This is a genomic window from Salegentibacter profundi, from assembly GCF_054121475.1.
Genome location: NZ_JBSYGG010000008.1, coordinates 1 through 26922 on the forward strand (window position 1 = coordinate 1; position 26922 = coordinate 26922).

A 26922-nucleotide genomic window follows, 5' to 3' on the forward strand; every position below is an offset into this window, starting at 1 on the left:
GGATCAAGTGTATTGGCCATATCGCTTGTTTTTAAGCGACAAGGTATGAGTTACTTGATCTTTCAAAGTGGCACAAATCGAACCGGTATAGGTTCAACTAACAGCCAAAAGTGGCACAATTTGAACCGAAATGCCTGGCACTAACCGACCGAAATCACTGGCACAATTCGAACCGAGATATCCAATTGATAAATTTGCAATTCATTCATCATCTTTTTTTCATTTATCAAGTGGAATAATTGAACATAAAAAATCTGGAGAACAAAGGAGAATGAATGGATATGATTTGTTTACAGTCAATACAACAATTCGAACTCTCATTGAAACTTATGTTGCGTTCAATCACATTTTTGCAGAACCAAAAACCAATAGCGAAAAACATTTCCGGTTTCTATTATGGAAACTAGACGGACTCTAACAAGAAAAAAATATGAAATCGACCTAACGGACTTTCGAAACGTAGAAAAATTCTTGAGGAAAAGGAAAATGAGATTTCAACGACAATTAAAGAAATTGAGGCCTCCGAATTTTTAGCGAAAATACCAAAAAATCATTTTACTAAAATTTTTGATCCAAAGAAAAGAAAATCAAATTGGAAATTTTTAATTGAGGAAAACAAAGTAAAAGTTTTGCAAATAATTGGATTAGTTAAACATTGTTGTAGAACTAGGGCTTTTATAAACACCTACAAACATTCATCAATTCACACTCATTCTAACTTTCCAGCTATCGAAGAGTTTAAAAGAATTAGAGGAAAAGTTATTTCAAAAGATTACACCGACCCAATAACTCGATTAGCAATTTATTTAACCTGCTTATTTATATATGACATTTGTAATATTGACAAAAACTCAAAAGAAAAATTAAACGATATTGACCTTGGGTATAGAAATTTAATAATTGGAATAAGCAAAAGCATAAAAGAAACTGATGATGAGTCAGTTACGCATTAGTTGAAATTGCACCCTCGTAGAATACGCCAAATTTCATTCTTTTGGCCGTAGTGCCAGAAGAATGAAAAATGATATTTTTAGATAACCAAGCAGTTCTAATTAGAGGAAGCTTACAAAAGTCCCCCATTTATTTAACTACGGGTTTTTCCTTATTTTTTGTAGGAGTTTATAATTATTTTTAGTAATTATGTTAATATATTTTGGCCTACCCTACTATTCCAAAAAATAAAAGCGCCCTGTTAAGGCCGCTTTAAATATTTTCTCAACGGAATAATCCTATTTATATATCATTTAAATAATTGATTTTCAAAGGTTGTAAACCTTAGAAGTCTCTAACTAACGGAATTAACAAAATTTATGCTTCAAACATTACTAAAAATAGGTGAATGGCAAAGTCAGGGTAAAAGCGAATGGGACCGTTTTCTTGATTATCCAAAAGCAGAATGGGAAGACAGATATGGCAATCCCATTATAAATTATACGCTTCCTATTATTTTTGACCTAGATGCAAAAGTGGTCATTATTAGCGAAGAAAATTTAAGGGAATATGATGAAGAAAAAATTAAAAATACTTTTCCGTTAAAAATAAAAGGGGGTAATAACAAAGCAATATACACCTCGGTTCCTGCCAAAAAAATCAATCAGATATATAAAACGTTTTTTGGAAAGGAAGGATCAGATACTGAGAATGGGGAACTAGTTGAATCCTTTAAAAAGACCAGTCTAAAATTATTAACAGAAAATTTACAGGATTTATTGTCTCAGATTTTTGCGTTAAAAGATAAATTTCTTCAGATGACGGTGCATTCATCAAAAGGATTGGTTGATGTTCGTAAAATTAATGAAAGCTTTGAATTAGGGAAAAACGAAAATATTGTTTTTGCAACCGTTCAAATTAAAGCAAAAGAATTTGGTTTCAGCAAGCCAATTTTATTTTCTGAAATTCCTGAATACAAAGCCTTTTTAAAATATTCCTTTTTTGGAGATTCAAATAATAAAAGTACCAGAACTACAAAGCAAAAACTTTGTTACGCCAGTGGTGAGATGGAAGAAAGTGTAGAAGAATTAAATCTTACAAGCCGTTACAGTCTAAACAAAATGTTTGTGACCGAAACTAAGAATTATGCTTCAGTTTTTAGTAAGAAGAATTTTCCCATTAATTACCAGGTAAGCAGCGAAAACCAAGAAAAGCTAGATTATGCATCTGATTATTTACTGAATCACGGATACAAAGTAAGAATAGCAAATTTAGACCATGTAATTATTCCACAATTTCAAAATAAATCTGACATAGATTTAGAAATGGCTTTAAATGGCATTCATAAAAAATCTGATATCTTATTTAATATTAATCGATTAGATAAATTCTCTAAAGATGTTCAAGATGAAATAGATAATGAAATTTTCTGGTTAAATTTCGTTGCTTTCGAATCGGATGGTAATTTCTTTAAATCAACTGAAGTTATTAAAGATGTAAGTAATTTTCATTTTAGTAAACTACTAAATGTTTTTAATGATATCAATTGGGAATTTCGAGAGGCAAGTTTCGTAGATTGGGATAAAGTGATGACGCAATATGATTATGATTTTAAAGAACGCTTGCCTAGAAATTTCAACTTTAATTCTATTTTCAAAATAATTCCATTACGTAAGGATAAGGAAAAGAAGAATAAAGCATTGGAACTTTTTAAAACCATCCTCGAAAACAGGAAGGTAAATAAAACTATTCTATATGACTATTTTGTAGAGCTTATCTTATGTCATTATTTTGAACGGTATGGTAGCTACACTAATGTGCAAAAAAGTCCAAAAGACTATTTTTCTTTAGCTGTTCGTGAAAGCGTTTTCAAATACCATGCTTTTTTTCAATTCCTTAAAAAACTAAACCTAATCGATATGGAAGAAACTTCACTTAATCCAACCGAAGAAAAATCGGAAAATAAATACGAACAGGCAATTCAAGAATTCTTTTCTAAGATGTCTTTAAATCAGGAACAAAAGGCAATGTTCTATTTGGGCAGAATGCTAAATGCTGTGGAATACATTCAAAAAGGGAAAACAAAAACGGTTATTCAGAAAGTCAATTTCAATGGAATGGACAAAGAGGATATTCAGCGGCTTCGTATTTCTTTAATTGAAAAGGCAAAGCAGTATAATTCTATTGGAAAGGTTGTTTTTACAGACAATGAATTTGGTAAACATTTCAATTTTAACGACTGGAAAATGAGTCCTCAGGAAGCTGTCTTTTTCCTATTAACCGGTTACTCATTTGGAGTAGGTGTCAAAGATAACGAAGAACTTGCTGAAAAGGAAACCCAAGAAACTATTTAAATCAATCAAAATAAAATATTATGAAGCAAAGTATTACCAATTCATCTGATTTTCTATTCGTTTATGAAGCTATTCAATGCAATCCTAATGGTGATCCAGATCAGGAAAACAAGCCTAGAATGGATTACGACACAAAAACTAATCTCGTAACCGATACCCGAGTTAAGCGGTTTATTAGGGATTATCTAAAAGCGAGTAATGAAGATGAAGTTGTCTTTGTCGATATGGAAGGTGAATCTAAGGTGAGCGTAGATAGTAAGCTGAAAGCAGTAGTGAAAAGAACTGTGGAGAATGAAGGGGAACTAGAAAAAGCCTTTGAAAATAATCCCGAAGCACTAAAAGTATATACCGATATTATTGCTAAAGAAAAAGATGCAGAAAGCGTTTGGAAAGCTATTACCGACAAGAAATTCAAGCAGAAGGAAGTAAACTATGAGCTTTTGGCTTATTTAGTTAGAGAAAAATTTATTGATATTAGAATGTTTGGTAGTGCTTTTGCCGTAGGCGGATTTACTAAAGCTTATACCGGACCTATTCAATTAAATTGGGGTTATTCATTTAATAAAGTAGAACTGATTGATTCGAGTTCAATTGTTACTATTATGAATGATGATAGCAGTACGTTCGGTAAAGACTACCGGGTACATTATAGTTTATTGGGTTTTAATGGAACAATTAACGCCCCGGCTGCAAAAACAACAGGTTTAACCGATGAAGATGTAACTGAATTTAGAAAGGCGATTTGGGAAAGCATTCCCGCATCCCCCACAAGATCTAAATTGAACCAGTATCCAAAACTATATATAGAAATTGTTTATAAAGAGGGGGTTTCTAACGGACAATTTGGTGATCTCCGGAATTTTGTAGAAACCGAACCTAAAGAAGGGATAACCGATAAGCAAGTGCGGAAATTTAAAGATTTATCAATTGATTTAAGTACATTAAAAAAATTGATTTCCGATGATAAAAACGGGGAAAATAAAATCAAGGACGTAATTGTAAAAACCTCTGCCGATTTTGATTTTTCACTATAACAGAAGTTTCATTTTAAACCTACTGTTATGGAGATATTAAGTTTTGAAATTAGTGGTAAAATGGCGCATTTTAGAAAGTATTACGCCAATAATTCCGCCTTTAGTTTTTCTATTCCACCACGAACTACCTTAATGGGAATTGTTGCCGCCGCAATGGGATGGCCAAAAGATTCGTATTACGAGGATTTGGCTTCCGAAAACATCCAGTTTGGAATTCGGGTCCTCAACCCATTAAAGAAAAGTTTTCATCGGCTCAATTTTTTAAGCATCAAAAGTTCGGGAGATATGGCAAAAAGCTGGTCTTCAGATTTTCGTGGAGAAGGTGGCAGGATCCAAACACCATTTGAGGTTATTACGGCTTGGGATCTGGCAAAAGGTAACGTTTCTTATCAGGTTTTTATAAAAGCGAGCGATTCTGGTAAATCGGTTTATGACTCTATTAAAACTCATCTACTAATAAAGGAACCAGTTTACAATATCACCTTGGGAACAGCAAATTTTACGGCAAGGCTTTCGAATATTCAAATTTATAAGCACAATGAGATTGAAATCAAAAAACAGAATGATTATGTAGATATACATTCTGCAATACCTGTTGATATGGTGGAAGTTTTGAGGTTTGACAAAGAGGAATATGAAAATTACAATTTTGTAGAAGAAGATATGCTTCCGGGAGATTTTATAGCTAACGGAAATCGGGAAGTGCGTAAGATGAACCGCTTGCTGTTTTCAATTACTCCACATCCTTTGAGGATTAAGCTGAATACATTTTATTATGTGTTAAAAAGTAAAACCAGCGAACTGAACATTCAATTTGTGGACGAATGATTTATTTCTCTCATAGCAAAATAGATAAGGATGGAACAACCTACGGCTCTAAAGAGTTGCATATTCATACTAATGGGGTAAAAAATAAAGCCCTTTTTCATTTAGCTGAAAACTTGTCCTTAGGTTACAGCAATGAGGAGTTAAAGGAAGTACTGGAAATCGTTGTTGATTTTCACGATTTGGGTAAGTACACTTCTTATTTTCAAAATTATGTTTTAAATCAAAAACCTATAGATTTTAAGTTAAAGCAACACGCTAGATTGGGAGGTTTTGTGGCATATAACTATTTAGAGGAAAAGGAGCAGAAAAAGGCTCTATTAGCACTCTATATAATTTTTCTACACCACAGTCCGCTTATAGATATACTTGAAGTTTCTTCAAAATTAGGGGATGATTTGGAGAGAATAATAGAAAAACAAAGAGAGGATTTGATGCTGAATTTTTCCCCAATTGAGAGAGATTTTGGTATCCATAAACTTCAGGATTTGGTTTTTTACTCAGAAGAAAAAAAACTGCGTAAAGGTTTCAAATATTGGGGCAAAAAATATGCCTCTATTCAAGATTACTATCTGATCAACTATTTATTTTCATTGTTGATAGAAGGTGATAAGCTAGATGCTTCGGATACTATACCTTATAAATTAAAATCCATAAAACCATCTTCTGTTGATGATCGTTTTGGAAAGCCGAATCGTCTAAATAAAAATTTGGAAATTTTAAATAATAACGAATTAAGAAATTACTGTCGGGCGATTGTCATTTCCAATCTGGACCAAACTGACATTCTAGAACACTATATTTTCACGCTCACCGCTCCCACGGGAATTGGAAAAACAATGACTGCACTTGATTTCTCATTGAAACTCAAAGATAAAATCAAAGAAAATTCTGGGGTAGAATCCAGGATTATTTATGCTCTGCCATTTATCAATATCATTGAGCAGGCGCTAAGTGAATATAATAAAGTACTAGGGGAACAAAACATCAATATATTAGGACATTATCAATATGCCGATGTTTTCGGCAAAAGCGATCAAAAGGAAAATATTGATGGTGCTGAACAAGGATACGATCAAAAACTGATGGCATTGGACACCTGGCAAGCCGATGTGGTGATCACCTCTTTTGTGCAGTTTTTTGAAACCTTAATTGGGAACCGGAATAAACTGCTAAAGAAATTCAATCATTTCGCAAATGCTATAATAATTTTGGATGAAGTACAAACGCTTCGTCTGGATCAAATGCCGCTATTGGGCGCTGCTTTATTTTATCTATCAAAGTTTTTAAAATCACGCATCATTTTAATGACGGCTACACGACCCAAAATATTTGAACTCGCACAACAAGAAATTTTAAAAGAGCAGGGAGAAAGTATTTTGCCAAAAGAATTATTGATCAATTATGAAGAGGTTTTCGCACTTTTCCAACGAACCTCAATTCATCCGCTTTTAAATGATTTAAAGGAAGAAAAAGAAAACAGAACACAAGAATTTGTTTCATCTGTGTTTGAGGATAAATGGAGTTCAAATAAATCTTGTTTGATTGTTTGCAATACAGTTAAACGTTCTATTGAAATATTCGATGCTATTCAAAGCTATTTGGATGAAAATGATTTTGAAAATCCCATCTTTTATTTATCAACCAATATCATTCCTGCCCATCGACTTCAACGTATTCAAGAGATAAAGGACGATATTCAAGCACACAAAGCTCCCATTTTAGTTGCCACACAAGTTGTTGAAGCCGGTGTGGATTTGGATTTCGACATGGGTTTTCGGGATATTGGCCCTATTGATTCTATTATTCAGGTAGCCGGAAGGATTAACAGAAATAATAACCCTGATAAACCGCATTCACCACTATATATTGTTGATTTCGATACAATAGCAACAACAATGGTTTATGGTCGCTTAACCTATATTCAGGCAAAAAAATCACTGGAACGGCAAAATCATTTTAATGAAAGAGAATATTTAAAATTAATAACCGAATACTTCGATGGGATTTCAGAAAAAAGCTCCTTCTCTGATGCACGCGCTTATTTTAATTCAATGCAGACTTTAAAGTACGATGCTGACGATAAAAAGTTATTACCAGTTTCCGCATTTCGCATAATTGAAGAGTCAGACAGATATGCCGCTGTTTATATAGAAATAGATGATTTTTCTTCAGAAATCTTACAAAAATATCTACAAAAGATAACAAATGAGATTAGCAAGGAGGAATATAATAAAGATTGGAAGTTGAAATTTCAGCAACATATAATTTCCGTTCCAATATATTTTTGTGAAGGTTTAGAAACGGTAAATGAATATGAAGAATCCATTTTGCTAGTACCGAAAAGTGAAATAGGATCTAGATATAGCACAAAAACTGGTTATAATCGAGATTATATAAAAGAAAATAACGCATATACTTTTTAATAAACCCAACTCCACTAAAACAAGGAAAAAAATGACAACATCTTCAACAATTCAGGAATTACAAATATGTCGTATTAAATTCCCAGAAATTAAATTGCAAACCAGGGATGCCCATAAACTTCGGGGCTATTTTGGAAACTTATTTAAAGAGCACTCTCCAATGCTACACAACCATTACGAAGACGGCCGGTTTAGGTATAAATACCCCAGTATTCAATATAAAGTAATCAATAACGTACCCACCCTAATTGGTATTGAAGAAGGAGCTGAATTACTGCCAAGCTTATTTTTAAAAATTAAAGAACTGAATATTAATGAGCAAAAATTTAGCATCAACACTAAAAATATAGCCCTTACAAACGAAAAAACAGGATATAGCAATAGCCTGCAAGAATATCAATTTTCTACTTTGTGGATGGGGCTGAACCAAACCAATTATGCCAAATATCATAAATTGGAAAGCGAAGTAGAAAAACAGGATATGTTGAATGCCATTTTAGTAGGACATATTTTAAGCTTTTTTAGAAATACCGGGGTGGAATTAAATTCCAGTGAACGTTTAATGGCAAAAGTGACTGTAGAAGAAAAAAGCACGCAGTTTAAAGAAAACAAAATGATTGCCTTTTCGGGAAGTTTTATTGTAAATGCCTTGCTTCCAGATGAAATAGGATTGGGTAAAGCTGTTTCCCGGGGATTTGGCACTATAAAACGAATTTAAATGCAAATCTTCATCAATACTTATGGTGCTTATGTACACGTAAAGGATGATATGTTCCAGATTAAAATTCGGGAAGATAAATCACAACCGGTAAAAGTAAACCATATTGCTGCACATAAAATCACCTCTTTTATAATGAGCAAAGGCGCTGCACTTAGTACCGATGCCATTGCTCTGGCTTTAAAACATAATATCGATATTGTAATTGTAGAAAATGACGGGCACCCCATGGGGCGTTTCTGGCATAGTAAACTGGGAAGTACCACTAAAATAAGAAAAGAACAATTAAAAGCTTCTCTAGACCCCACGGCTGTAACATGGATTAAACTATGGCTGGGGATTAAATTGGAAAACCAGTCCGATTTCTTACAAGATCTCAAAAAACACCGTTCAAGTTTACATGAGTTCCTGGATACTAAAATCAGGGCTATTTTAGAGTTTCGAAGAAAAATTTTAGAAAGCGAGGCTAAAGAAATCAATGAAGTAGCCGAATCCTTTAGAGGCTGGGAAGGTTCTGCCGGAAGGCATTATTTTGAAGCCCTTTCTACCTGTATTCCAGAGGCTTTTGCGTTTAAAGGCAGAAGTTTTCGCCCGGCTCAAGATGAATTTAATGCTATGCTTAATTATGCCTATGGTATTTTATACAGTCGTATAGAAAAGGCATTAATGCTCGCCGGTTTAGATCCTTTTGTGGGTTTTATGCACCGGGACGATTATAATTCCAAAAGCCTGGTTTTCGACTTTATAGAACCCTATCGTATTTATGCCGATAGGTTTGTATTCAGGCTATTTACAGGAAAGAAAATCAACAAGAATTATTTTTCAGAATTTACCGGTGGTTATTCACTTAATGAAGAGGGAAAAGCATTTTTTGTGGCGCCATATCTTGAATATCTCGATAGTGAGAAAATACGATACAAAGGTAGGTTGCAAACTCGATTAAATGCGGTGCAGTTGGAAACGCATCGATTTGCCAATAGTTTAATTGAATAAAAATAAATTTATGATCATCTGGGTTTTATATGATATTAAAAATGACAGCTCAAGAAACTTTGTTTCCAAAGCTTGCAAGCACGCAGGTTTATATCGTGTACAATATTCCTGTTTTTTAGGAACCTTAAACTCAAATGAAAAAGATAGCCTGGAACTGCAAATTGAAAAGGTGATCAATGAAGATACCGATAAGATTTATATTTTCAGGATGAATAAAGAACAACTAAATGAATGTACGATGATGGGCCAGGCATTTGATGAAAAACTGGTTACCGATGAAGTAAAAGCATTATTTTTCTGATGCAAAGTTTTTATCCTTCACAAATAATTGAATACCTGTATTGCCCACGCTTTACGTATTTTGAATATGTGCTTCGAATTCCGCAGTACGAAGATAAATTCTATAAAGTCAATCGTGGACGTGAAATACATAATGAGAAATTAGAACGAAATAAGGAATATTTGCGCAAAAAAATTGGGGTAAATAATAAATGGACCGATCAATACTTGGGAATTGATGGATTGCGTGGAAAAGTAGATGAAGTCTTACAACTAACTAATGGTACTTATGCCCCACTCGATTATAAATTTGCCCTTTGGAAAGATAAGGTTTATGATACCTATAAACAGCAACTCTATTGTTATGCGGTGTTAATTGAAGAAACTTTTAATACAAAGGTGGAGAAGGGATTTTTGGTATATACGCGTAGCAAACATAAACTGGTTGAAGTTTCTATTCCTGCGGAAACGAAACTGGAAATCAAAACCAGTATGGAAAAAATGCTTGAAATTATTGAAGAAAACAAGTTCCCAAAAGCCACTAAATTTAAGAAAAGATGTGTAAATTGTACCTACAGGAACATTTGTATTAAATAGGCGTTCCGTGTATAAATTTATTTTTGAACAACTTATTTTTTAGGTTTATGGCAGTTATAACGGGAAAAGGCGAATACGGAAACCACTTGAAATATATGGTTTTTAGGTTCTTTGACATATTGAAAAAGCAAATTTTAAAAGTTGAAGAAATTGCCAGAGAGTATATGATTAAAGGTTCTGGGCAACCAATCGGATTCCAGACCATTCCATTAAGAAACTAGGATTGAAACAGAATAGATGAAAACTGGCTGCCTTATGTATCAGAATTCCAGACCATTCCATTAAGAAACTAGGATTGAAACGCTTCTATTTCGTTAATAATGTTTCCTACAACGTTCATTCCAGACCATTCCATTAAGAAACTAGGATTGAAACAAAATCCTAAAACTATAAAACTCTTTCCCGGTATTAAATTCCAGACCATTCCATTAAGAAACTAGGATTGAAACTGACATATACAAGTATTATGTATCAAATTTTCCGTATTCCAGACCATTCCATTAAGAAACTAGGATTGAAACCTGGGGTTTCCAGGGCAAAAAGGGCTAATCTTTGTATTCCAGACCATTCCATTAAGAAACTAGGATTGAAACTCAATGTCCTAAAGTGGCAGATAATCATTTAACAGCATTCCAGACCATTCCATTAAGAAACTAGGATTGAAACATATTATCCCTATGAAAGCAATTGACGTAATAAGAAATTCCAGACCATTCCATTAAGAAACTAGGATTGAAACGAGTATTCAGGCGAAGATGACGGGCGCAAACTCAGAATTCCAGACCATTCCATTAAGAAACTAGGATTGAAACAAGGAATGGATCTATTGGCTGAAGTGGTCATTGCGGATTCCAGACCATTCCATTAAGAAACTAGGATTGAAACTCTTGTGGGTCTACACCGTGGCCGTAACCGGCTAAAAATTCCAGACCATTCCATTAAGAAACTAGGATTGAAACATCACAGTAAAGGAAATAATAGAGGAACATAAACTTATTCCAGACCATTCCATTAAGAAACTAGGATTGAAACTATTTTAATTGTGGTTGTTCTACTTTTACCTTGATCATTCCAGACCATTCCATTAAGAAACTAGGATTGAAACCAATATATTCGGTTTCCTCTACTAATACCAATGACTTATTCCAGACCATTCCATTAAGAAACTAGGATTGAAACGCAATAAAGCCGGTGCAAGTGGTTATCTAATGGATAATTCCAGACCATTCCATTAAGAAACTAGGATTGAAACATGCCGTTGTAATTGTATCTAACTGATCCGGCTCTCTATTCCAGACCATTCCATTAAGAAACTAGGATTGAAACAGATAATTGTGACAGAATAAAGGAACCGTCAAGTAAATTCCAGACCATTCCATTAAGAAACTAGGATTGAAACGCCGGAATCAGAATTAAAGACAATACTCCTGAGATTATTCCAGACCATTCCATTAAGAAACTAGGATTGAAACATCGCTTTTGCTCTTCCAAAGAACGCCATGCGTGACCATTCCAGACCATTCCATTAAGAAACTAGGATTGAAACACGATGGAAAACTAGACTTATATTCTACAGATTCCAATTCCAGACCATTCCATTAAGAAACTAGGATTGAAACTCGTTGTCTACGGTCTTGCTGATACGTTCAGACATAATTCCAGACCATTCCATTAAGAAACTAGGATTGAAACTCACCAACATTATTAAAATAAATTCTCGGGAAATCTCATTCCAGACCATTCCATTAAGAAACTAGGATTGAAACTTGCTGAAGGGGTTAGAGTTAAATCAAAAGAAATTATATTCCAGACCATTCCATTAAGAAACTAGGATTGAAACCCGATAATACAGGCAGTACGATAGAGGGCACCACTATTCCAGACCATTCCATTAAGAAACTAGGATTGAAACCCAGAACCAAAACCTCCAACGATACCGGTATGAGTATTCCAGACCATTCCATTAAGAAACTAGGATTGAAACAGACAAGGTCGCAGATATCTCAAAGATGCATACCAGATTCCAGACCATTCCATTAAGAAACTAGGATTGAAACCTGAGGAAGCTCCTGTTTTCACCGGAATGAAAGTTTTATTCCAGACCATTCCATTAAGAAACTAGGATTGAAACAGGCCCGGATGATCATAAGTCTCATCATCATATTGATATTCCAGACCATTCCATTAAGAAACTAGGATTGAAACCACCTTTGGTCATATTGAGCACTACACTCATTCCTGTATTCCAGACCATTCCATTAAGAAACTAGGATTGAAACGCCATTATTGTAATTGAGGGTTAACTGTTATTTCTATTCCAGACCATTCCATTAAGAAACTAGGATTGAAACTACGGTCTCAATATTTGCTGTACTGCGGTATTCATATTCCAGACCATTCCATTAAGAAACTAGGATTGAAACTCCCGGTCTGGCCTGTTGTGTTCGTGCCATAGTCCTATTCCAGACCATTCCATTAAGAAACTAGGATTGAAACGGATCACGGCCAGTAAGCGAGTGGTGAATTGCTCCCCATTCCAGACCATTCCATTAAGAAACTAGGATTGAAACTCAAAATAACGACTGAAGGGTCATTTCTATAAACACCATTCCAGACCATTCCATTAAGAAACTAGGATTGAAACTCGGGTTCGCCTTCAACTTCAACAACTACTCTTGCTAATTCCAGACCATTCCATTAAGAAACTAGGATTGAAACGTATTCTGAAGTGCAGCCTCAAGGTCCGGAGACATTATTCCAGACCATTCCATTAAGAAACTAGGATTGAAACTCGAGACCTATGCCAGCGGGATAGAAGATATCGCACGATTCCAGACCATTCCATTAAGAAACTAGGATTGAAACCCGCCTCCACGATCTCGGCGCCTTCGGTAAGGCTTTTATTCCAGACCATTCCATTAAGAAACTAGGATTGAAACAACTTCAATGCCTGGCGTAAAATTATTTACTGTGTATTCCAGACCATTCCATTAAGAAACTAGGATTGAAACGAACGGATAAGTATAAACTCTGGCCGCGTTAAGAAAAATTCCAGACCATTCCATTAAGAAACTAGGATTGAAACCAGGAAGCCAAAGATTACACCGATCAAGTTGCTGGTATTCCAGACCATTCCATTAAGAAACTAGGATTGAAACCTGCCGGAATCGGTGATGATTAAAACCGGTAAGATCATTCCAGACCATTCCATTAAGAAACTAGGATTGAAACACTCAGAGAATTAGTGGCTAAAAACGAAGAAAGCCCGATTCCAGACCATTCCATTAAGAAACTAGGATTGAAACTCTTTACTGAAACCATCTCTGATCAATTGCTGCAACATTCCAGACCATTCCATTAAGAAACTAGGATTGAAACGTACCATTGATAAGGATATCGGGATCAAAGCGCATTATTCCAGACCATTCCATTAAGAAACTAGGATTGAAACAACCTTCAGTTTGTAGCCAATACCATTAACCCACCGGATTCCAGACCATTCCATTAAGAAACTAGGATTGAAACATGAAGAACGGCAGTATGGTATTTCAGTTAGGGAAAATTCCAGACCATTCCATTAAGAAACTAGGATTGAAACAAAGAATTCCCGGCACCGGTTAGAATTCTGCTAACGAATTCCAGACCATTCCATTAAGAAACTAGGATTGAAACAAGCTGGTTGAAACTGGAGAGTTAAACCAATGGAGAATTCCAGACCATTCCATTAAGAAACTAGGATTGAAACGAGATATGAAAACCGAAAACAAAATTTTCACGATGGATTCCAGACCATTCCATTAAGAAACTAGGATTGAAACAATTTGAGCCTAAAGACTGGCGGCAAATTGTGGAATATTCCAGACCATTCCATTAAGAAACTAGGATTGAAACGGGGAAGTAAAAAACTCTGCCTTAACCGATGGAAACATTCCAGACCATTCCATTAAGAAACTAGGATTGAAACAGCCAGAACGTTGACCGGGTGCAAGCCTGGAGAGATCATTCCAGACCATTCCATTAAGAAACTAGGATTGAAACAAGTCCCTGAACTGCCTCACCAGCAAGGGCGTGATCTATTCCAGACCATTCCATTAAGAAACTAGGATTGAAACCCAGGTGATTCTCAATAGCCGGAGAAATATAGATATCATTCCAGACCATTCCATTAAGAAACTAGGATTGAAACACCATTCACCAGGAGGGAAGAACGATCTGAAGCCGGATTCCAGACCATTCCATTAAGAAACTAGGATTGAAACAAAGAGATGAAATTCAAGATTTTCTGTTTGACAACATTCCAGACCATTCCATTAAGAAACTAGGATTGAAACTCGCTTCCGCTTAAACTTTTCAGGCTCCTGCAATGTATTCCAGACCATTCCATTAAGAAACTAGGATTGAAACCGAGAACATCAGTTATGCGTGGCTAAAACGAGGTAAGATTCCAGACCATTCCATTAAGAAACTAGGATTGAAACTTGAATACGTCTTTAACGTCCATATCTTTGGTTCCGATTCCAGACCATTCCATTAAGAAACTAGGATTGAAACATAAAGCAACAAGGATATTTACTTTTAACAGAGGTTATTCCAGACCATTCCATTAAGAAACTAGGATTGAAACACGCAACCCTAATCAAATTCCTGTTCTTTTTTGCGGATTCCAGACCATTCCATTAAGAAACTAGGATTGAAACCGGTGGGAAGTTAATCCACGACCAGGCCCCTAGAGTATTCCAGACCATTCCATTAAGAAACTAGGATTGAAACTTGCGCCGTGAATGCCATCGCTAATTCCTATGCTTTATTCCAGACCATTCCATTAAGAAACTAGGATTGAAACACCGGACTTACCGGTGGATCTATTCCGCTTCCTGTATTCCAGACCATTCCATTAAGAAACTAGGATTGAAACGTTCGTTGCCAACACGCAACTCATCCCGCATCAAGCATTCCAGACCATTCCATTAAGAAACTAGGATTGAAACGTCACATTGTTTTCGATCGCAAAAGCACGTATCTTGATTCCAGACCATTCCATTAAGAAACTAGGATTGAAACTCCCTAATCGCAAAGCCGGGATAAACGCAGGTTTAAATTCCAGACCATTCCATTAAGAAACTAGGATTGAAACATGCGATAAAAAGTGCTTCGGTATTTCCGTTGCCTTGATTCCAGACCATTCCATTAAGAAACTAGGATTGAAACGATGAAGCTTTTGGGTATAGCAGAACCCTTACGAATATTCCAGACCATTCCATTAAGAAATGAAGTACCCCCATTTGTTAGTACAGCTTAGCTGCTAAATTAAGTTCTATTTTTCATTTATTATGCGGCTTTTCTTTCCTGTTTTAAATATCGGTTGATGGGTATTTCGTTTTCTATTCCCTGATGTCTTCTTCGATGGTTGTAAAAATCAAAATAGTTACTCAGTTGTCGGTATAAACCTACTCCAGATTCCGGTGGATTGAGATAAATGTTTTCATATTTCACACTTCTCCAGAGCCGTTCTATAAAAACATTATCTATAGCCCTTCCTTTACCGTCCATACTTAGTTTGATATTCTTAGAGAGGATGCTATGAGTAAAAATTTCTGAGGTAAATTGACTTCCCTGATCCGTATTGAGGATCTCCGGTTTACCGTGAAGTGCGATGGCTTCTTCGACAGTTTCCTTGCACCAATGGGCATCCATTGAATTGGAGACTGACCAGTTTAGCACAAAGCGGCTATGGAGGTCAATAATGGCTACCAAATACATAAAACCTTTCCGCATAGGAATATAGGTAATGTCGATTGCCCAAACCTGATTGGGACGATCTACAGTGAGGTTCCTCAATAAATAAGGATAAACCTTATGTTCTTTGTGACGTCTGGAAGTATGTTTCCCCGGCATAATCGCTTGGAGACCCATCACCCTAGAGTAGAGGCGCTCAATACGTTTTTTGTTGACCTGATATCCTTTGTCCAGGGTAAGCCAGGTATGCATCCGTTTGGCACCCTTAAACGGGTGATGGGTATAATGTTCATCCATTAAACGCATAAGTTCCAGATTGAGTTTACTTTCTCCTCGAGGTTTATAATAAAGCCCGCTACGGTGGATTTGCAATAGTTTACATTGCTGCTGGAGGCTAAGTTTTGAATGACCCTTGCTTATCATTGTTCTACGCTCCTTTAAAGGTTTTATCGCAAGGCGTTTTTTAAAAAATCATTTTCCACTTTAAGTTCCCCAATTACTTTAAGAAGCTGGTCTTTCTTTTCCTCTTCCTCTGATTTTTTTGATTTTTCACCTTTTGAAAAAACCGTATCGGCTTCCTTTAGGAAATCGCGTTTCCAGGTATTGATCTGCTGTGGGGTGATCTCAAATTTTTGTGCTAGTTCCTTGATAGTTTGACGCTCCTTCAAGGCTTCAAGAACTACTTTCGTTTTAAACTTTGAGGTAAATTTTCTTCGTGTCATAATACAGTAAAATTAAAGTTATTTTTGAACTTAACTTACTGTCCTAATTTTTGGGGAATGATCAAAAAATGGGAAAGCAATTAGCCTTTTCAAGCAATTTTTTGGAACCTAAGATATTTCTGGAATTTCCCCACGCTTTACTTATAATTAAGACTACAATTTAATTCACGCAACTTTTTACCTGCGAGAAGATCTGTAAGGGCTTTCGGTGCTTCAGCCAGTAGTTCTACATAATGGTACCCCACAGCCCATTACAAGGTACCTTATCCCGGGTTCACGGGTAGCAATTTGTTCACAGAATCTCTCGAAATCCTGGAATTGTTCTTCACTTAATACAAGACCCTACTGACTATGATACCGCCGGGAGGAACGTCCCTGGACCTCGAGGAAAAATCCCGTTTGGAAGTCAACGCACAGATTACAGCTCTGGAGTTAGCCATTTTAACTTCACTCGTAAAAAGGCTGGAAAAAACCAATCAAACCAAAGACCTCAAATTGAACTTTTAAAGAGTAACAACGCTCTTCAACACCAACAACTCACCACCTCAAAACTTCAAAAACAAAATCTCAGTACCCTCACCCGGATTATAAGACTTATAGCCTGTTTCAGTTTAGGATACTTAATGGGAATTCTTAACTAAAGTTCCCATGGTAACCGAATTAAACAAAAAGCCCGGTAAATACCGGGCTTTTAATCAAAAACAAATTAACACTAAACATTTTCTTCCAATGTCTTTCCTTTAGTTTCTGGAAATAATTTAAAAACGAAAAGTAATTGGAATATCATAGCTAACGCAAAAAAACCAAAGGCATACGTGCCTCCATTTGGCAGTTCAGCTACTACTGGAAACAACCATGTAAGAATAGCTGCCCAGAACCAGTGAATGAAAGTTCCAAAGGATTGTCCTGAAGCTCTTACCCGATTAGGAAAAATTTCCGAAATAAAAACCCAGATAACCGCACCTTGTGAAAAAGCAAAACTTGCAATAAAAATTAAAATGGGTACTATTAGTAGACCAGATCCAATTTCTGACTCATTTAAATAAAAAGCACTAAAAATCAAACTGATGATCATCCCTAATGTTCCCCAGATCATAAGCTTTTTCCTTCCTATCTTATCAATGAGGCTCATTGCTATTATTGTAAACACCATATTTACAAACCCTACAGATGCTGCTTGAAGAAAGGCACTATCTTCGGCGATTCCAGACATTTCAAAAATCCTCGGAGCATAATACATTATGGCATTAATACCAGAAAACTGGTTAAAAGTGGCCATTAAAAAGACTAAAAGTAAAGGTTTAAAGTATTTACTCTGAAATAATTTATCCTTTTTCACATTTTGCTTTAAGGAGTTTTTGATGCTGTCATAGGTCTCATTAGCCTTTAGATCCCCTAACTGCTTTAAAATACTAAGCCCTTCTTTATCATTACCTTTGATTATCATCCACCGTGGACTTTTAGGAATAAAAAAGGTAAGAAGAAAGAATATTAATGCAGGGACTGCCTCAACACCTAACATCCATCTCCAGGCTTCATTTTCAATTTCAATCTTTAAAAAGTAGTTGGATATGAAAGCTAATAATATTCCAAATACAATACTAAATTGAAACAAACCAACCAATCGACCCCGATGAGTAGCGGGAGAAATTTCAGAGATGTACATAGGAGCAATAACGGAGGATGCACCAACTCCCAGCCCTCCTAAAAATCGGTATAATAAAAATAACTCCCAATTGCTGGTTAGGGCACACCCAATAGCAGACAATCCAAATAAGAAACCTATAAATAACAGCGATTTTTTTCTACCTAATTTCTGTGCCGGCCAAAAAGCAAAAATAGCTCCAATAATGGTTCCTATTAAGGCTATTGAATTTGTAAATCCATGGGCGACAGGATCAAGGTCGAAAAAACTTTTTAGACCTTGTTCCGCTCCCGATATTACTGCAGTATCAAATCCGAATAACAGTCCTCCTAAACTCGAAACAATGGCCCCGGTTAGAAGTTTTTTAGTTAAACCCATATAAGATTTTATCTAGTCGTTATCCGTTTTTACCACGCCTACCATACTATCGGCGGTACCATAATATAGATACCACTCATCCTCAAAGTACACTAAACCTTCTATAAAAGTTGTTCCATCTTCATATTGTCCTGATTTCTCAAAAGGCAATTCAGGTTGGATAAAAGGCTCTTCCGATCGATCAAGAAGTTTCCAGGGCTCATCGGCATCATACAAAGCCTGACCCCCAGTGTATATTCTATTACCTAAATCTTCAACTCCAATATTTTGAGAGTTCCCGGCATTATACATTACTACGATTCCATCTTCTGTTAATACCGGTGGTGGTCCTGCTTCCACTAACCAAGAGTCAAAATAACCGGGACGTGGGCTTAACACAGGTGCTAAATTTCCTGCATAGTCTTCTACAGGCTCCCAGTTGATTAAATCATCAGAACTCGCTAGCCAAATATGGGGTACTCCGTAATACATCCAATATTTTCCATTGATCTTTGCGGCTACAAGTTTATCGTCTTTAAGCTCTGTAACAATAGCTCCTGATTTTGTTTCGGTATTGTGATATTTACCATCCTTCCATTCCTCAAAAATAGGTCCTTGTTTTTCCCAGTTTTTCAGATCTTTTGAAGTCGCTACCGCCAACCTTGGATATTCTCTATTCCATTGGGTATAGGTAAGAACATAAAGTCCGTCTTCAGTTTCTACAATTCTTGGATCTTCAGTACCACCTGTCCATTCAAACTCCTTCTGATGATCATCATCTGGATAGAAAATTGGTTCACTCTTTCGTTTATATTCTTCTCCATCACTGGATACAGCCAGTCCAATCCTGGAAGTATGACCCCCAATTTCTTTTTCTCCTAATTTCTCCTCAGCTCTATATAATACGTGAATTTTATCATCCTTAACTATAGCTGCCGGGTTAAAGGTTGCCATAGATTCCCACTTGATCTCTTTGTCAGTCATAGGATCTTTAAATGTGGTTAGGCTATCTTTCTGTATAATGGGTTTGGCATCCTCAAACCTTTCAAAAGGCCCCATCATCCATTCTTTTTCTAATTTTTCCTGACTGTATCCCAGCAAACTAACCAGGGATACAAAAATTGCTATATAAGTTTTATTCATAATATTATCCTTTTAAAAATTAGTAACCCGGGTTCTGGTCAATTTGCCCACCACTTTTATCTATTTCACCTTGAGGAATTGGATACAGGTAATTGTAGTCCTGGAAGTTTTTCCCCATTTCTGTTAAGACCTCTTCGGCAATACCCCATCGCCTTAAATCATTAAATCTATGTGATTCAAACCCAAGTTCAAGTCTACGTTCGTGCCTTAAAATCTCTAAAGCCTTTTCTTGAGAATATCCCTCACCTGAAACTTTAGCCAGACTGGTTGAGGTGCCGTCTAAAGCCGGAGTGTTTTCTGCTCTTACTCTTATTTGATCAATAATTTCAAGACCGGCTTCTACTTCTCCTGTTTCAATTAAGGCTTCGGCCTTCCAAAGCAATACATCGGCATATCTTATATATACTCTGTTGCCCGGGGAATCATCATTCCCTTTATAACGTCCATCTGTAGTTCCCAGCAATTTATGAACAGATTGTTCATCACTTTCTACTGTATAAAGCAATCTAGGATCCCCTTCCTCAAAAGCAGCTTTGAAATCATCGGTTGGGGCTACAAAACCCCATCCCATTAAAGCGGCAAGTCCATTACCTTTTCCGGGATTCTGTTGTTCCTGGTGGTCATAAGCAAAAATCACCTCATCTTCCTGAAATTCCTTGGATACGTCGAAGGCGTCAAAGTAATGGTCATTTAGAGAATAATAGCCCCAGGATTGTAATTCCTCAATATGGCTAATCACAGTATTCCATTCCTCTTGGTATAGTGCTAGTTTTGCCTGCATAGCTTTAGCCGCACCTAAAGAAACTCTCCAGGGTTCTGAAGGACTTGAGTATTTTCCCATTGGCAGAAGATTTGCTGCAGATTCCAGATCATCACTTATTAAATTTAGAACCTCCTGTTTTGGAGCCCTTTCAGAAACTTCATAAGCCGCCTCAAAATCCTCTAATGGTTCAGTTAACAGTGGCACATCGCCAAAAAGGTTAACTAGATCAAAGTAATAAAAGGCTCTAAGGAAATATGCTTCTCCCAATAAACGATTCTTTTCCTCCTCAGTTAAGCTTGTCGTGGAAACGACTTCGGTATTTTCTAAGGTTGCAATGGCTTGATTAGCTCTTGAAATACCTTCATAGTCGTAACTCCAGGCTCCATTAAATGCACCGTTCATGGAAGTGAAATTAAAGGCTGCAATTTCATCCATCCACGCCTGGTCCCCGTCAGGATTCCATTTTTTATTCATATCGCCTGCGGCAATATCCTGTAAGATGAAATCATTCTTAGTTACCTGGCCATCATCCCATGCCCAATTACCCACTATATTTAAAGTGGAGGAAAGAAGTTGATAGGTTGAGTTTACACTCGAAGTAATAGTGCTTGCGGTAGGCTCAGAACTAATCTGGTCCTTGGTTATTAAACCTATAGGCTCCTCATCTAATTCACACCCCCAAAGAATCACACTCAGGGCTATAATTACTGTTTTTGTTATATTTTTCATTTTATAATTTTTTAATTTCAAACCTTTATTATAAGGTTATATTAACACCAAATAAAACTGTCAATGATTGAGGATAAGTACCAAAATCAATTAAATCTGTTGATTCGGGGTCAAGCCCTGAATAATCCGTTATCGTAAAGAGATTCTGGCCGGAAGTATAAATTCTAACACTTTCAACTCCTATCTCTTCCTGTAAACTTAAGCTATAACCTAATTCGATATTTTTCAACCGAAGATAAGAAGCGTCCTCTACAAAAATATCTGAAATCCTGCTGCTCCCATTATCGGTGAAGCTTACCCGGGGAATAGTATTTGTAGAACCTTCTCCATCCCAACTTCCTAGCACCCTGTCTGTGAAGTTAAACGGGCGGGTATCATAATCAATTATCTTTTTCAAATCATTATATCGGTCGACGCCGCTGACTCCCTGAAAAAGCAAACTAAAATCGAAACCTTTATAATCAAATCCAGCATTCAACCCAAAACTCAATTTTGGATTAGGATTCCCAATGAAATCCCTATCATTATCATTGATTCTGCCATCTCCATTCAAATCCTTGAATTTGATATCACCTGGCTTTTGTGGTGGATTAGGTGTACCGTCCAAATGATCAGCTATTTCTTGCTCATTCTGGTATATTCCTTCTTGGATAAACCCATAATAAGAATTCAATGCTTCTCCGGGTTGGGTGCGGGTCACCCTCCCATTGATATAGGGTAAGTTAGGATGCAAAGAATTTACTTCATTCTTCAATGTAGCAATGTTACCACTAACGGAATATTTGAATTCATTATCATAATTTCTGTAGGATAATGCAAATTCAAGTCCGCTATTACTAACTTCTCCGGCATTAAGGAAGGTTGGTGATACATCCCCCACAAAATTTGGAAGAGAAATAGGTAGCAAAATATCTGTGGTTTCTTTCTTAAAGTAATCTACACTACCATATATCCTATTATCGATTATTCCGAAATCCAAACCAACATTGGTCTGGGTGGTCGTTTCCCATTTCAAATCAGGGTTTCCATATCGACTTATTAGGTACCGATCGGCATCTCTTCTATATAAGGTTAAGTAAGCAAAATTTGGAATTTCCTGGTTTCCAAGTTGTCCCCAACTTGCCCTTAATTTTAATTCTGATAACCAGGTTAAGTCTTCCGTAAACTCTTCTTCCGATATCATCCAGCCAGTAGAGAATGACGGAAAATACCCCCATTGATTTTCCTCAGCAAACCTTGATGAGGCATCTGCTCTTAAGTTGGCGGTAACCATGTATTTATCCTGAAAAGAATACGTGGCCGTTCCAAATAAAGAAAATAATGACCATTCTTCTGCTAAGCCTCCATTCCATAAGTCTTGTTCCGTATCACCAAAGTCAATATATCGAAAATTTGGTTGGGTAAAGTCAAATCGCGTTCTTGAAGCATTTAAATTAGATAATCTGGAAGTTATGTATTCTGTACCAACTAAAGCATCTATACTATGCTCATCAAATTCTTTGGAGTAACTTAGACTATTATTCCAGGTTAGAGTTATATCTTCTCCTCTGGTTTCGCTTAGACTATTAGGTCTGTTCTGTCTACCTAATCCTTGATCCCGAGAGGCACCTCCACCATCATCATCCCCAAAATTTGCACCAAAGGCTTTATTATGGATAAAGTTAATATCTGCCCCAAAATTAGTCCTGAATGTCAGGGATTTATCATCAAGAAAGCTATATTCGGCAAAAAGATTCCCGAAAGTTTTAAAAGTTCTCGCCGCATCATCTGTGAAATATGCTAATGCTATCGGGTTTTGAGAATATTCATATTTATTGCTTTCGAAATTATCAGGGCCCTGGTAGAAAGGCAAATCGGTAAACGGATCTTCCTCAGAATAGGTAGGATCAGAAGGATCTTTTTTCACAGGTATTATCGGAGGGCGCAAAAATGCATGTCTTATAATTCCGGGGGCATCTCCACTGGATGAAATCCTGTCCTTATATTCATATGACGCCTGAAGGTTAGCTCCAACTCTTAATCTATCAGTTACATTTGATTCAACATTAGATCGGAAATTTATTCTTTTATATTGGTCATTATCATATACAACTGGTCCATCTTGCCCAAAATATCCTCCAGACAAGAAATAATTAGTATTCTCATTTCCTCCTGATGCGGTAACTTGCGCACTATGGGTGCGACCTAATTCAAATAGTTCATCAAGATAATCTACATCAGCAAAATCACTTCTGTTAAAATCTTCTGTATAAGGATTTTCTCCTTCATAACCAGCATTATCCCAGGCACGCTCTACTGTTTGCATATATTGCTCAGCATTCAGCATATTTGGAAGATTCGTTACCTTTTGAAAACCGGTATAGTAATTTGCCTGGATTCCTTTACGGTCTCCACCGTTTTTAGTTTCAATAACAATTACACCTCCTGCTGCTCTGGAACCATAAATAGAAGCTGCAGAAGCATCTTTTAATACAGTCATAGATTTAATATCCGAAGGATTAAGGAAAGATATTTCCCTGGATGGGATCCCATCAATTACATAAAGTGGGTTATTATTTCCAATAGTACCATTCCCTCGAATCCTTACTTCAACTTCATCCCCTGGAGCACCGGTGCTCTGGGTGATATTTACACCGGCAACCTGGCCTTGAAGTGCCTGAGTAACTTCAGGAACCCTTCTGGACTCAAGATTATTTACATTAACCGAAGTAAGTGCCCCAGAAATTGTCCTGCCTTTTTGAGACTTATAACCTACCACAACCAGTTCATCCAATTGCGAAACCTCATCTTCAAGGAATACATCAATTTGCCCCCTTCCTTCAACACTTATCTCCTGTGTCTTAAATCCAACATAGGAAAAAACTAAAACCGCATCAGGTTCATCCAGATCAATACTGTAATTACCATCAAAATCGGTTACCACACCATTGTTGGTCCCCTTTTCCACAACCGAAACTCCGGGAATGGGTACGTCTCCAGCAGTTACAACTCCGGTCACCGTTTGAGCAAAAGTAGCCCCCCAGCTTACACTTGCCAGTATTAGCACCAGGCTAAAAATTAAACTATTTTTTTTCATCATTTTTCATTTAAATTAGTATTCTAGTATGTTAGTATTTATTTATTTCTCTTATTAAAATCCGGATCCATTTCCGGTGTTCTATCCCCCACAAATTCATTGGCCATTAAAATGAAAACATTCCAGCTAAGACCTCGGGTGGACGGCCACCATTCATCGTACGACTCCCATTTTGTTGGAATAAATTCCTTGCTATAGGGCCAATTTGGATTCAGGTTTTTCTCTGCCCATAATCGATTCTCCATTCGTTTTTTTGCGGGCTCCCATCCGTGCCAATATCCTACAGCATAAGCGGTATATTCGGCTCTAAGCCAGCTACCCCCATTATAGTAAAACCCATCTCTGCTGTTATTTCCATAATTGTTCACTCCAAAATCCCCAAATGGCTGATAGTCTTCATCCATATAGGTATACCCTTTCTCATCATCGGTTAACCTCACTATAATTGGAGCCGTAGTTCCAATTTCGGGGTATAAGGAATTTTCAACTTTGTTTAACGCCGGAATCTGATCCAGATGGTTTTGAACCATTTCATTCGTGAGGATAGGTTCTTCAAAAACCCATAGTGATAAAAATTCAGGTACCAGGTCAGTTACACTTATAAGGTCTGGGTAATCTGTATCAAAAAGTAAATGTTTTCTTTCTTCATCATAAAAATTCCGATACTCCTGCTCCGCTTTCTCTACATAATCCTCTTCTATTTCTAACCCCAGAGCCTGAATGGTTTTTAGTGCAACAGCAAACATTCCTTGATTTGCAGCCATTCGTTCTGTTTTAGGATGGTATTCCATCACGTCAACCTGGCTCATAGAAAAATGTGAAGCACACTTCCCATCTCTGTTTTCATCAAATTCATTCAATATATAATCGGCTGCAAGTTGGATTTTCTCTTTAGGCAATTCAACGCCGAATCTTCTTTTATTCAACAACCCCCAAACCAACCACTCTATAGTTGCTTCATTATCTTTGGCCTCAACCGATCCCATATACGGAGTGATAATAGTTCCTATTGCACCCTCCGGAGTTTGTGTGGCCGCCCATTGATTCCAGATAGAAACATTAAGGTCTTTATTGTAAGTAGAGATTACAGACCAAAAAGAATCCCTGTTGTACATATCTGGAGAATAATTCAAATTAGGCACATTAAAAGGTTTTTCATCATCTACTGAAGTTATCCAGGTCATCATTTGAAAATTAGCATAAAGCATTTTTTCTGCTTCGGTACTACCTTCAAACCCCATACCTTCAGCCAGCTTAACCTGTGAAGACACCTTGAAATCCTTCTGATCCTTCCAGGGCTTCATAAAAACATACGTAACTTTTTCAATAGTATCCCCCATTGACAGCCTATTATAATCCAGACGGCAAGGTTTATGTTTCAGAATTTTTAGATTTTTAATATTAAGAGAGCCACTTAACCCATTGGTCCTGCCAATAAACATCTTAATGTCTTCCGCTTCTGTATAAGGCACCATGACACTCGCCTCAAATTCCTGCCAGCTATCTTTTTCCAATGGGAATCCGTCGATATATTTTATACCGTGTTCCAGTTCAGGTCCTTCAATCCCCTTTTTATATTCATTTAGTTTCAGGGCCAAAGGCATGTCCCCTTTTGCAGAAAACGAAATGCTGTAAATTTTCTGAGGTTCCATTCCGGACAGAAATTCTATTCCAGCTTTATCACCTTTAGGAAAAGACATTTCAATAAGGGAATCATTTTGCTTTAATTTTAAATTTCCGGCCTTAGAAAACAACTCCGGAATTTGCAACTCTGAGCTTTCACCATGGTCTAAATTTAGAGCTTCTCCATATGTGTATTTGATATAATGTTTCCCGTTATCCTGCTCTTTTGGGGTTGCAGTTGAAAGTAATTTTGCATCTGGCAATATGCGCATTCCCACCATTCCTCCACCTCGACCTGAAAAACGTCTCCTTGTGGTTCGGGTAAAATTGTTTTTGTACCCCGGGCCTGTTAGAAACCCCACCACATCATCCTCATTAGTAATAAAACCTGCTGAAGGATATAATTCATGAACCATTCCTCCTTCAAAATTCTCATATTCATAACTCACATATTTCTTGGGCGTAAAGGCAGGCACATTAGTAAAATCTACAGAATAGTAGAAATTAGGAATGGAATTTTGGCTAATTCTTAAAGTTTTTTTGACCAGGGATGGACTTACTTTTTCATATTCCACTTCCGAATACAAATTTGAATCAAAGTCTTTGAGATATTGGGTTTTCTCCAAAATATACCCCTTCTCCGTTTTTTCATAAGAAACCCCTCTCCAGTTCACAATTTTATAACTGACACTTCTATCTAAGTTAGAGAGTTGTAAATTGAATTCTCCTTGATTCGCCGTTAACTCATCCGCCCCATTTAAAATTTGAACAAAGTATCCGGTTTCTTTATCTCCCTGAATTTCCAAACCTAAATCCTGGGTATAACTAATATTGGATAAAATTAACAAGCAAAAGCCTAAAAGCAGTGTTTCTAATCGCATAAAATATAATTAAACTAGCCGAAAACGGTTTAGTAAAACGTTTTACTAAACAGCTAATATAAAAAGCTATACCATATCTGCCAAATTATTT

The 26922-nt window shown here is 36.5% G+C and carries 15 protein-coding genes and 1 CRISPR repeat array; of the genes, 8 read left to right on the forward strand and 7 right to left on the reverse strand.

Annotation, left to right across the window (positions count from 1 at the left end):
• Window positions 1–1310 precede the first annotated feature (1310 nt).
• The 8 genes from ACW6NC_RS10965 to cas4 are packed head-to-tail and all read left to right on the forward strand — an operon-like array spanning window position 1311 to window position 10156.
• The gene (locus ACW6NC_RS10965; RefSeq protein ID WP_457866021.1) at window positions 1311–3284 is read left to right on the forward strand and encodes a TM1802 family CRISPR-associated protein; all 1974 of its coding nucleotides are present in this window, start codon (window positions 1311–1313) and stop codon (window positions 3282–3284) included.
• 20 nt (window positions 3285–3304) lie between these two features.
• Window positions 3305–4318 (forward strand): type I-B CRISPR-associated protein Cas7/Csh2, encoded by a 1014-nt coding sequence (cas7b, locus tag ACW6NC_RS10970; RefSeq protein WP_457866023.1) that lies wholly within the window; start codon window positions 3305–3307, stop codon window positions 4316–4318.
• A gap of 27 nt (window positions 4319–4345) precedes the next feature.
• Entirely contained in the window at window positions 4346–5146 is an 801-nt protein-coding gene (gene cas5 / locus ACW6NC_RS10975; protein WP_457866025.1) for a CRISPR-associated protein Cas5, read from the forward strand.
• The gene (gene cas3 / locus ACW6NC_RS10980) at window positions 5143–7569 is read left to right on the forward strand and encodes a CRISPR-associated helicase Cas3' (RefSeq protein ID WP_457866026.1); all 2427 of its coding nucleotides are present in this window, start codon (window positions 5143–5145) and stop codon (window positions 7567–7569) included. The genes cas5 and cas3 overlap by 4 nt, the downstream gene beginning before the upstream one ends.
• A 31-nt stretch (window positions 7570–7600) precedes the next feature.
• Window positions 7601–8287 (forward strand): CRISPR-associated endonuclease Cas6, encoded by a 687-nt coding sequence (locus ACW6NC_RS10985; RefSeq protein ID WP_457866027.1) that lies wholly within the window; start codon window positions 7601–7603, stop codon window positions 8285–8287.
• The gene (gene cas1 / locus ACW6NC_RS10990; RefSeq protein WP_457866028.1) at window positions 8288–9280 is read left to right on the forward strand and encodes a CRISPR-associated endonuclease Cas1; all 993 of its coding nucleotides are present in this window, start codon (window positions 8288–8290) and stop codon (window positions 9278–9280) included. It abuts the gene before it with no gap.
• A 10-nt stretch (window positions 9281–9290) separates the two neighbouring features.
• Window positions 9291–9581 carry a CRISPR-associated endonuclease Cas2 gene (gene cas2 / locus ACW6NC_RS10995; RefSeq protein WP_457866029.1) on the forward strand — a complete coding sequence of 97 codons (291 nt, stop codon included), beginning with the start codon at window positions 9291–9293 and terminating at the stop codon, window positions 9579–9581.
• The gene (gene cas4, locus ACW6NC_RS11000; RefSeq protein ID WP_457866031.1) at window positions 9581–10156 is read left to right on the forward strand and encodes a CRISPR-associated protein Cas4; all 576 of its coding nucleotides are present in this window, start codon (window positions 9581–9583) and stop codon (window positions 10154–10156) included. The genes cas2 and cas4 overlap by 1 nt, the downstream gene beginning before the upstream one ends.
• A 193-nt stretch (window positions 10157–10349) precedes the next feature.
• A CRISPR array of direct repeats spans window positions 10350–15364; the repeat unit is 37 nt; unit sequence ATTCCAGACCATTCCATTAAGAAACTAGGATTGAAAC.
• Between the two features lie 120 nt (window positions 15365–15484).
• On the opposite strand, the gene ACW6NC_RS11005 is transcribed toward cas4, so the two are convergent.
• From ACW6NC_RS11005 to ACW6NC_RS11035, 7 genes are all read right to left on the reverse strand, one after another.
• Complete coding sequence (locus ACW6NC_RS11005; protein WP_457866224.1) at window positions 15485–16342, reverse strand: IS3 family transposase; 858 nt, start codon at window positions 16340–16342, stop codon at window positions 15485–15487.
• Window positions 16339–16614 (reverse strand): transposase, encoded by a 276-nt coding sequence (locus tag ACW6NC_RS11010; protein WP_457866034.1) that lies wholly within the window; start codon window positions 16612–16614, stop codon window positions 16339–16341. The genes ACW6NC_RS11005 and ACW6NC_RS11010 overlap by 4 nt, the downstream gene beginning before the upstream one ends.
• A gap of 712 nt (window positions 16615–17326) precedes the next feature.
• On the reverse strand, window positions 17327–18637 hold the full coding sequence (locus ACW6NC_RS11015) for a sugar porter family MFS transporter (RefSeq protein ID WP_093411422.1): 1311 nt from the start codon (window positions 18635–18637) through the stop codon (window positions 17327–17329).
• Window positions 18638–18649: 12 nt separating this feature from the next.
• Window positions 18650–19759 (reverse strand): glycoside hydrolase family 130 protein, encoded by a 1110-nt coding sequence (locus ACW6NC_RS11020; RefSeq protein WP_457866036.1) that lies wholly within the window; start codon window positions 19757–19759, stop codon window positions 18650–18652.
• A gap of 19 nt (window positions 19760–19778) precedes the next feature.
• Window positions 19779–21251, reverse strand: coding sequence for a RagB/SusD family nutrient uptake outer membrane protein (locus tag ACW6NC_RS11025; RefSeq protein ID WP_457866039.1), 1473 nt, complete (start codon window positions 21249–21251; stop codon window positions 19779–19781).
• A gap of 28 nt (window positions 21252–21279) precedes the next feature.
• Entirely contained in the window at window positions 21280–24330 is a 3051-nt protein-coding gene (locus ACW6NC_RS11030; RefSeq protein ID WP_457866041.1) for a SusC/RagA family TonB-linked outer membrane protein, read from the reverse strand.
• Window positions 24331–24365: 35 nt separating this feature from the next.
• Window positions 24366–26831 (reverse strand): hypothetical protein, encoded by a 2466-nt coding sequence (locus ACW6NC_RS11035; protein WP_457866043.1) that lies wholly within the window; start codon window positions 26829–26831, stop codon window positions 24366–24368.
• Window positions 26832–26922: the final 91 nt, after the last annotated feature.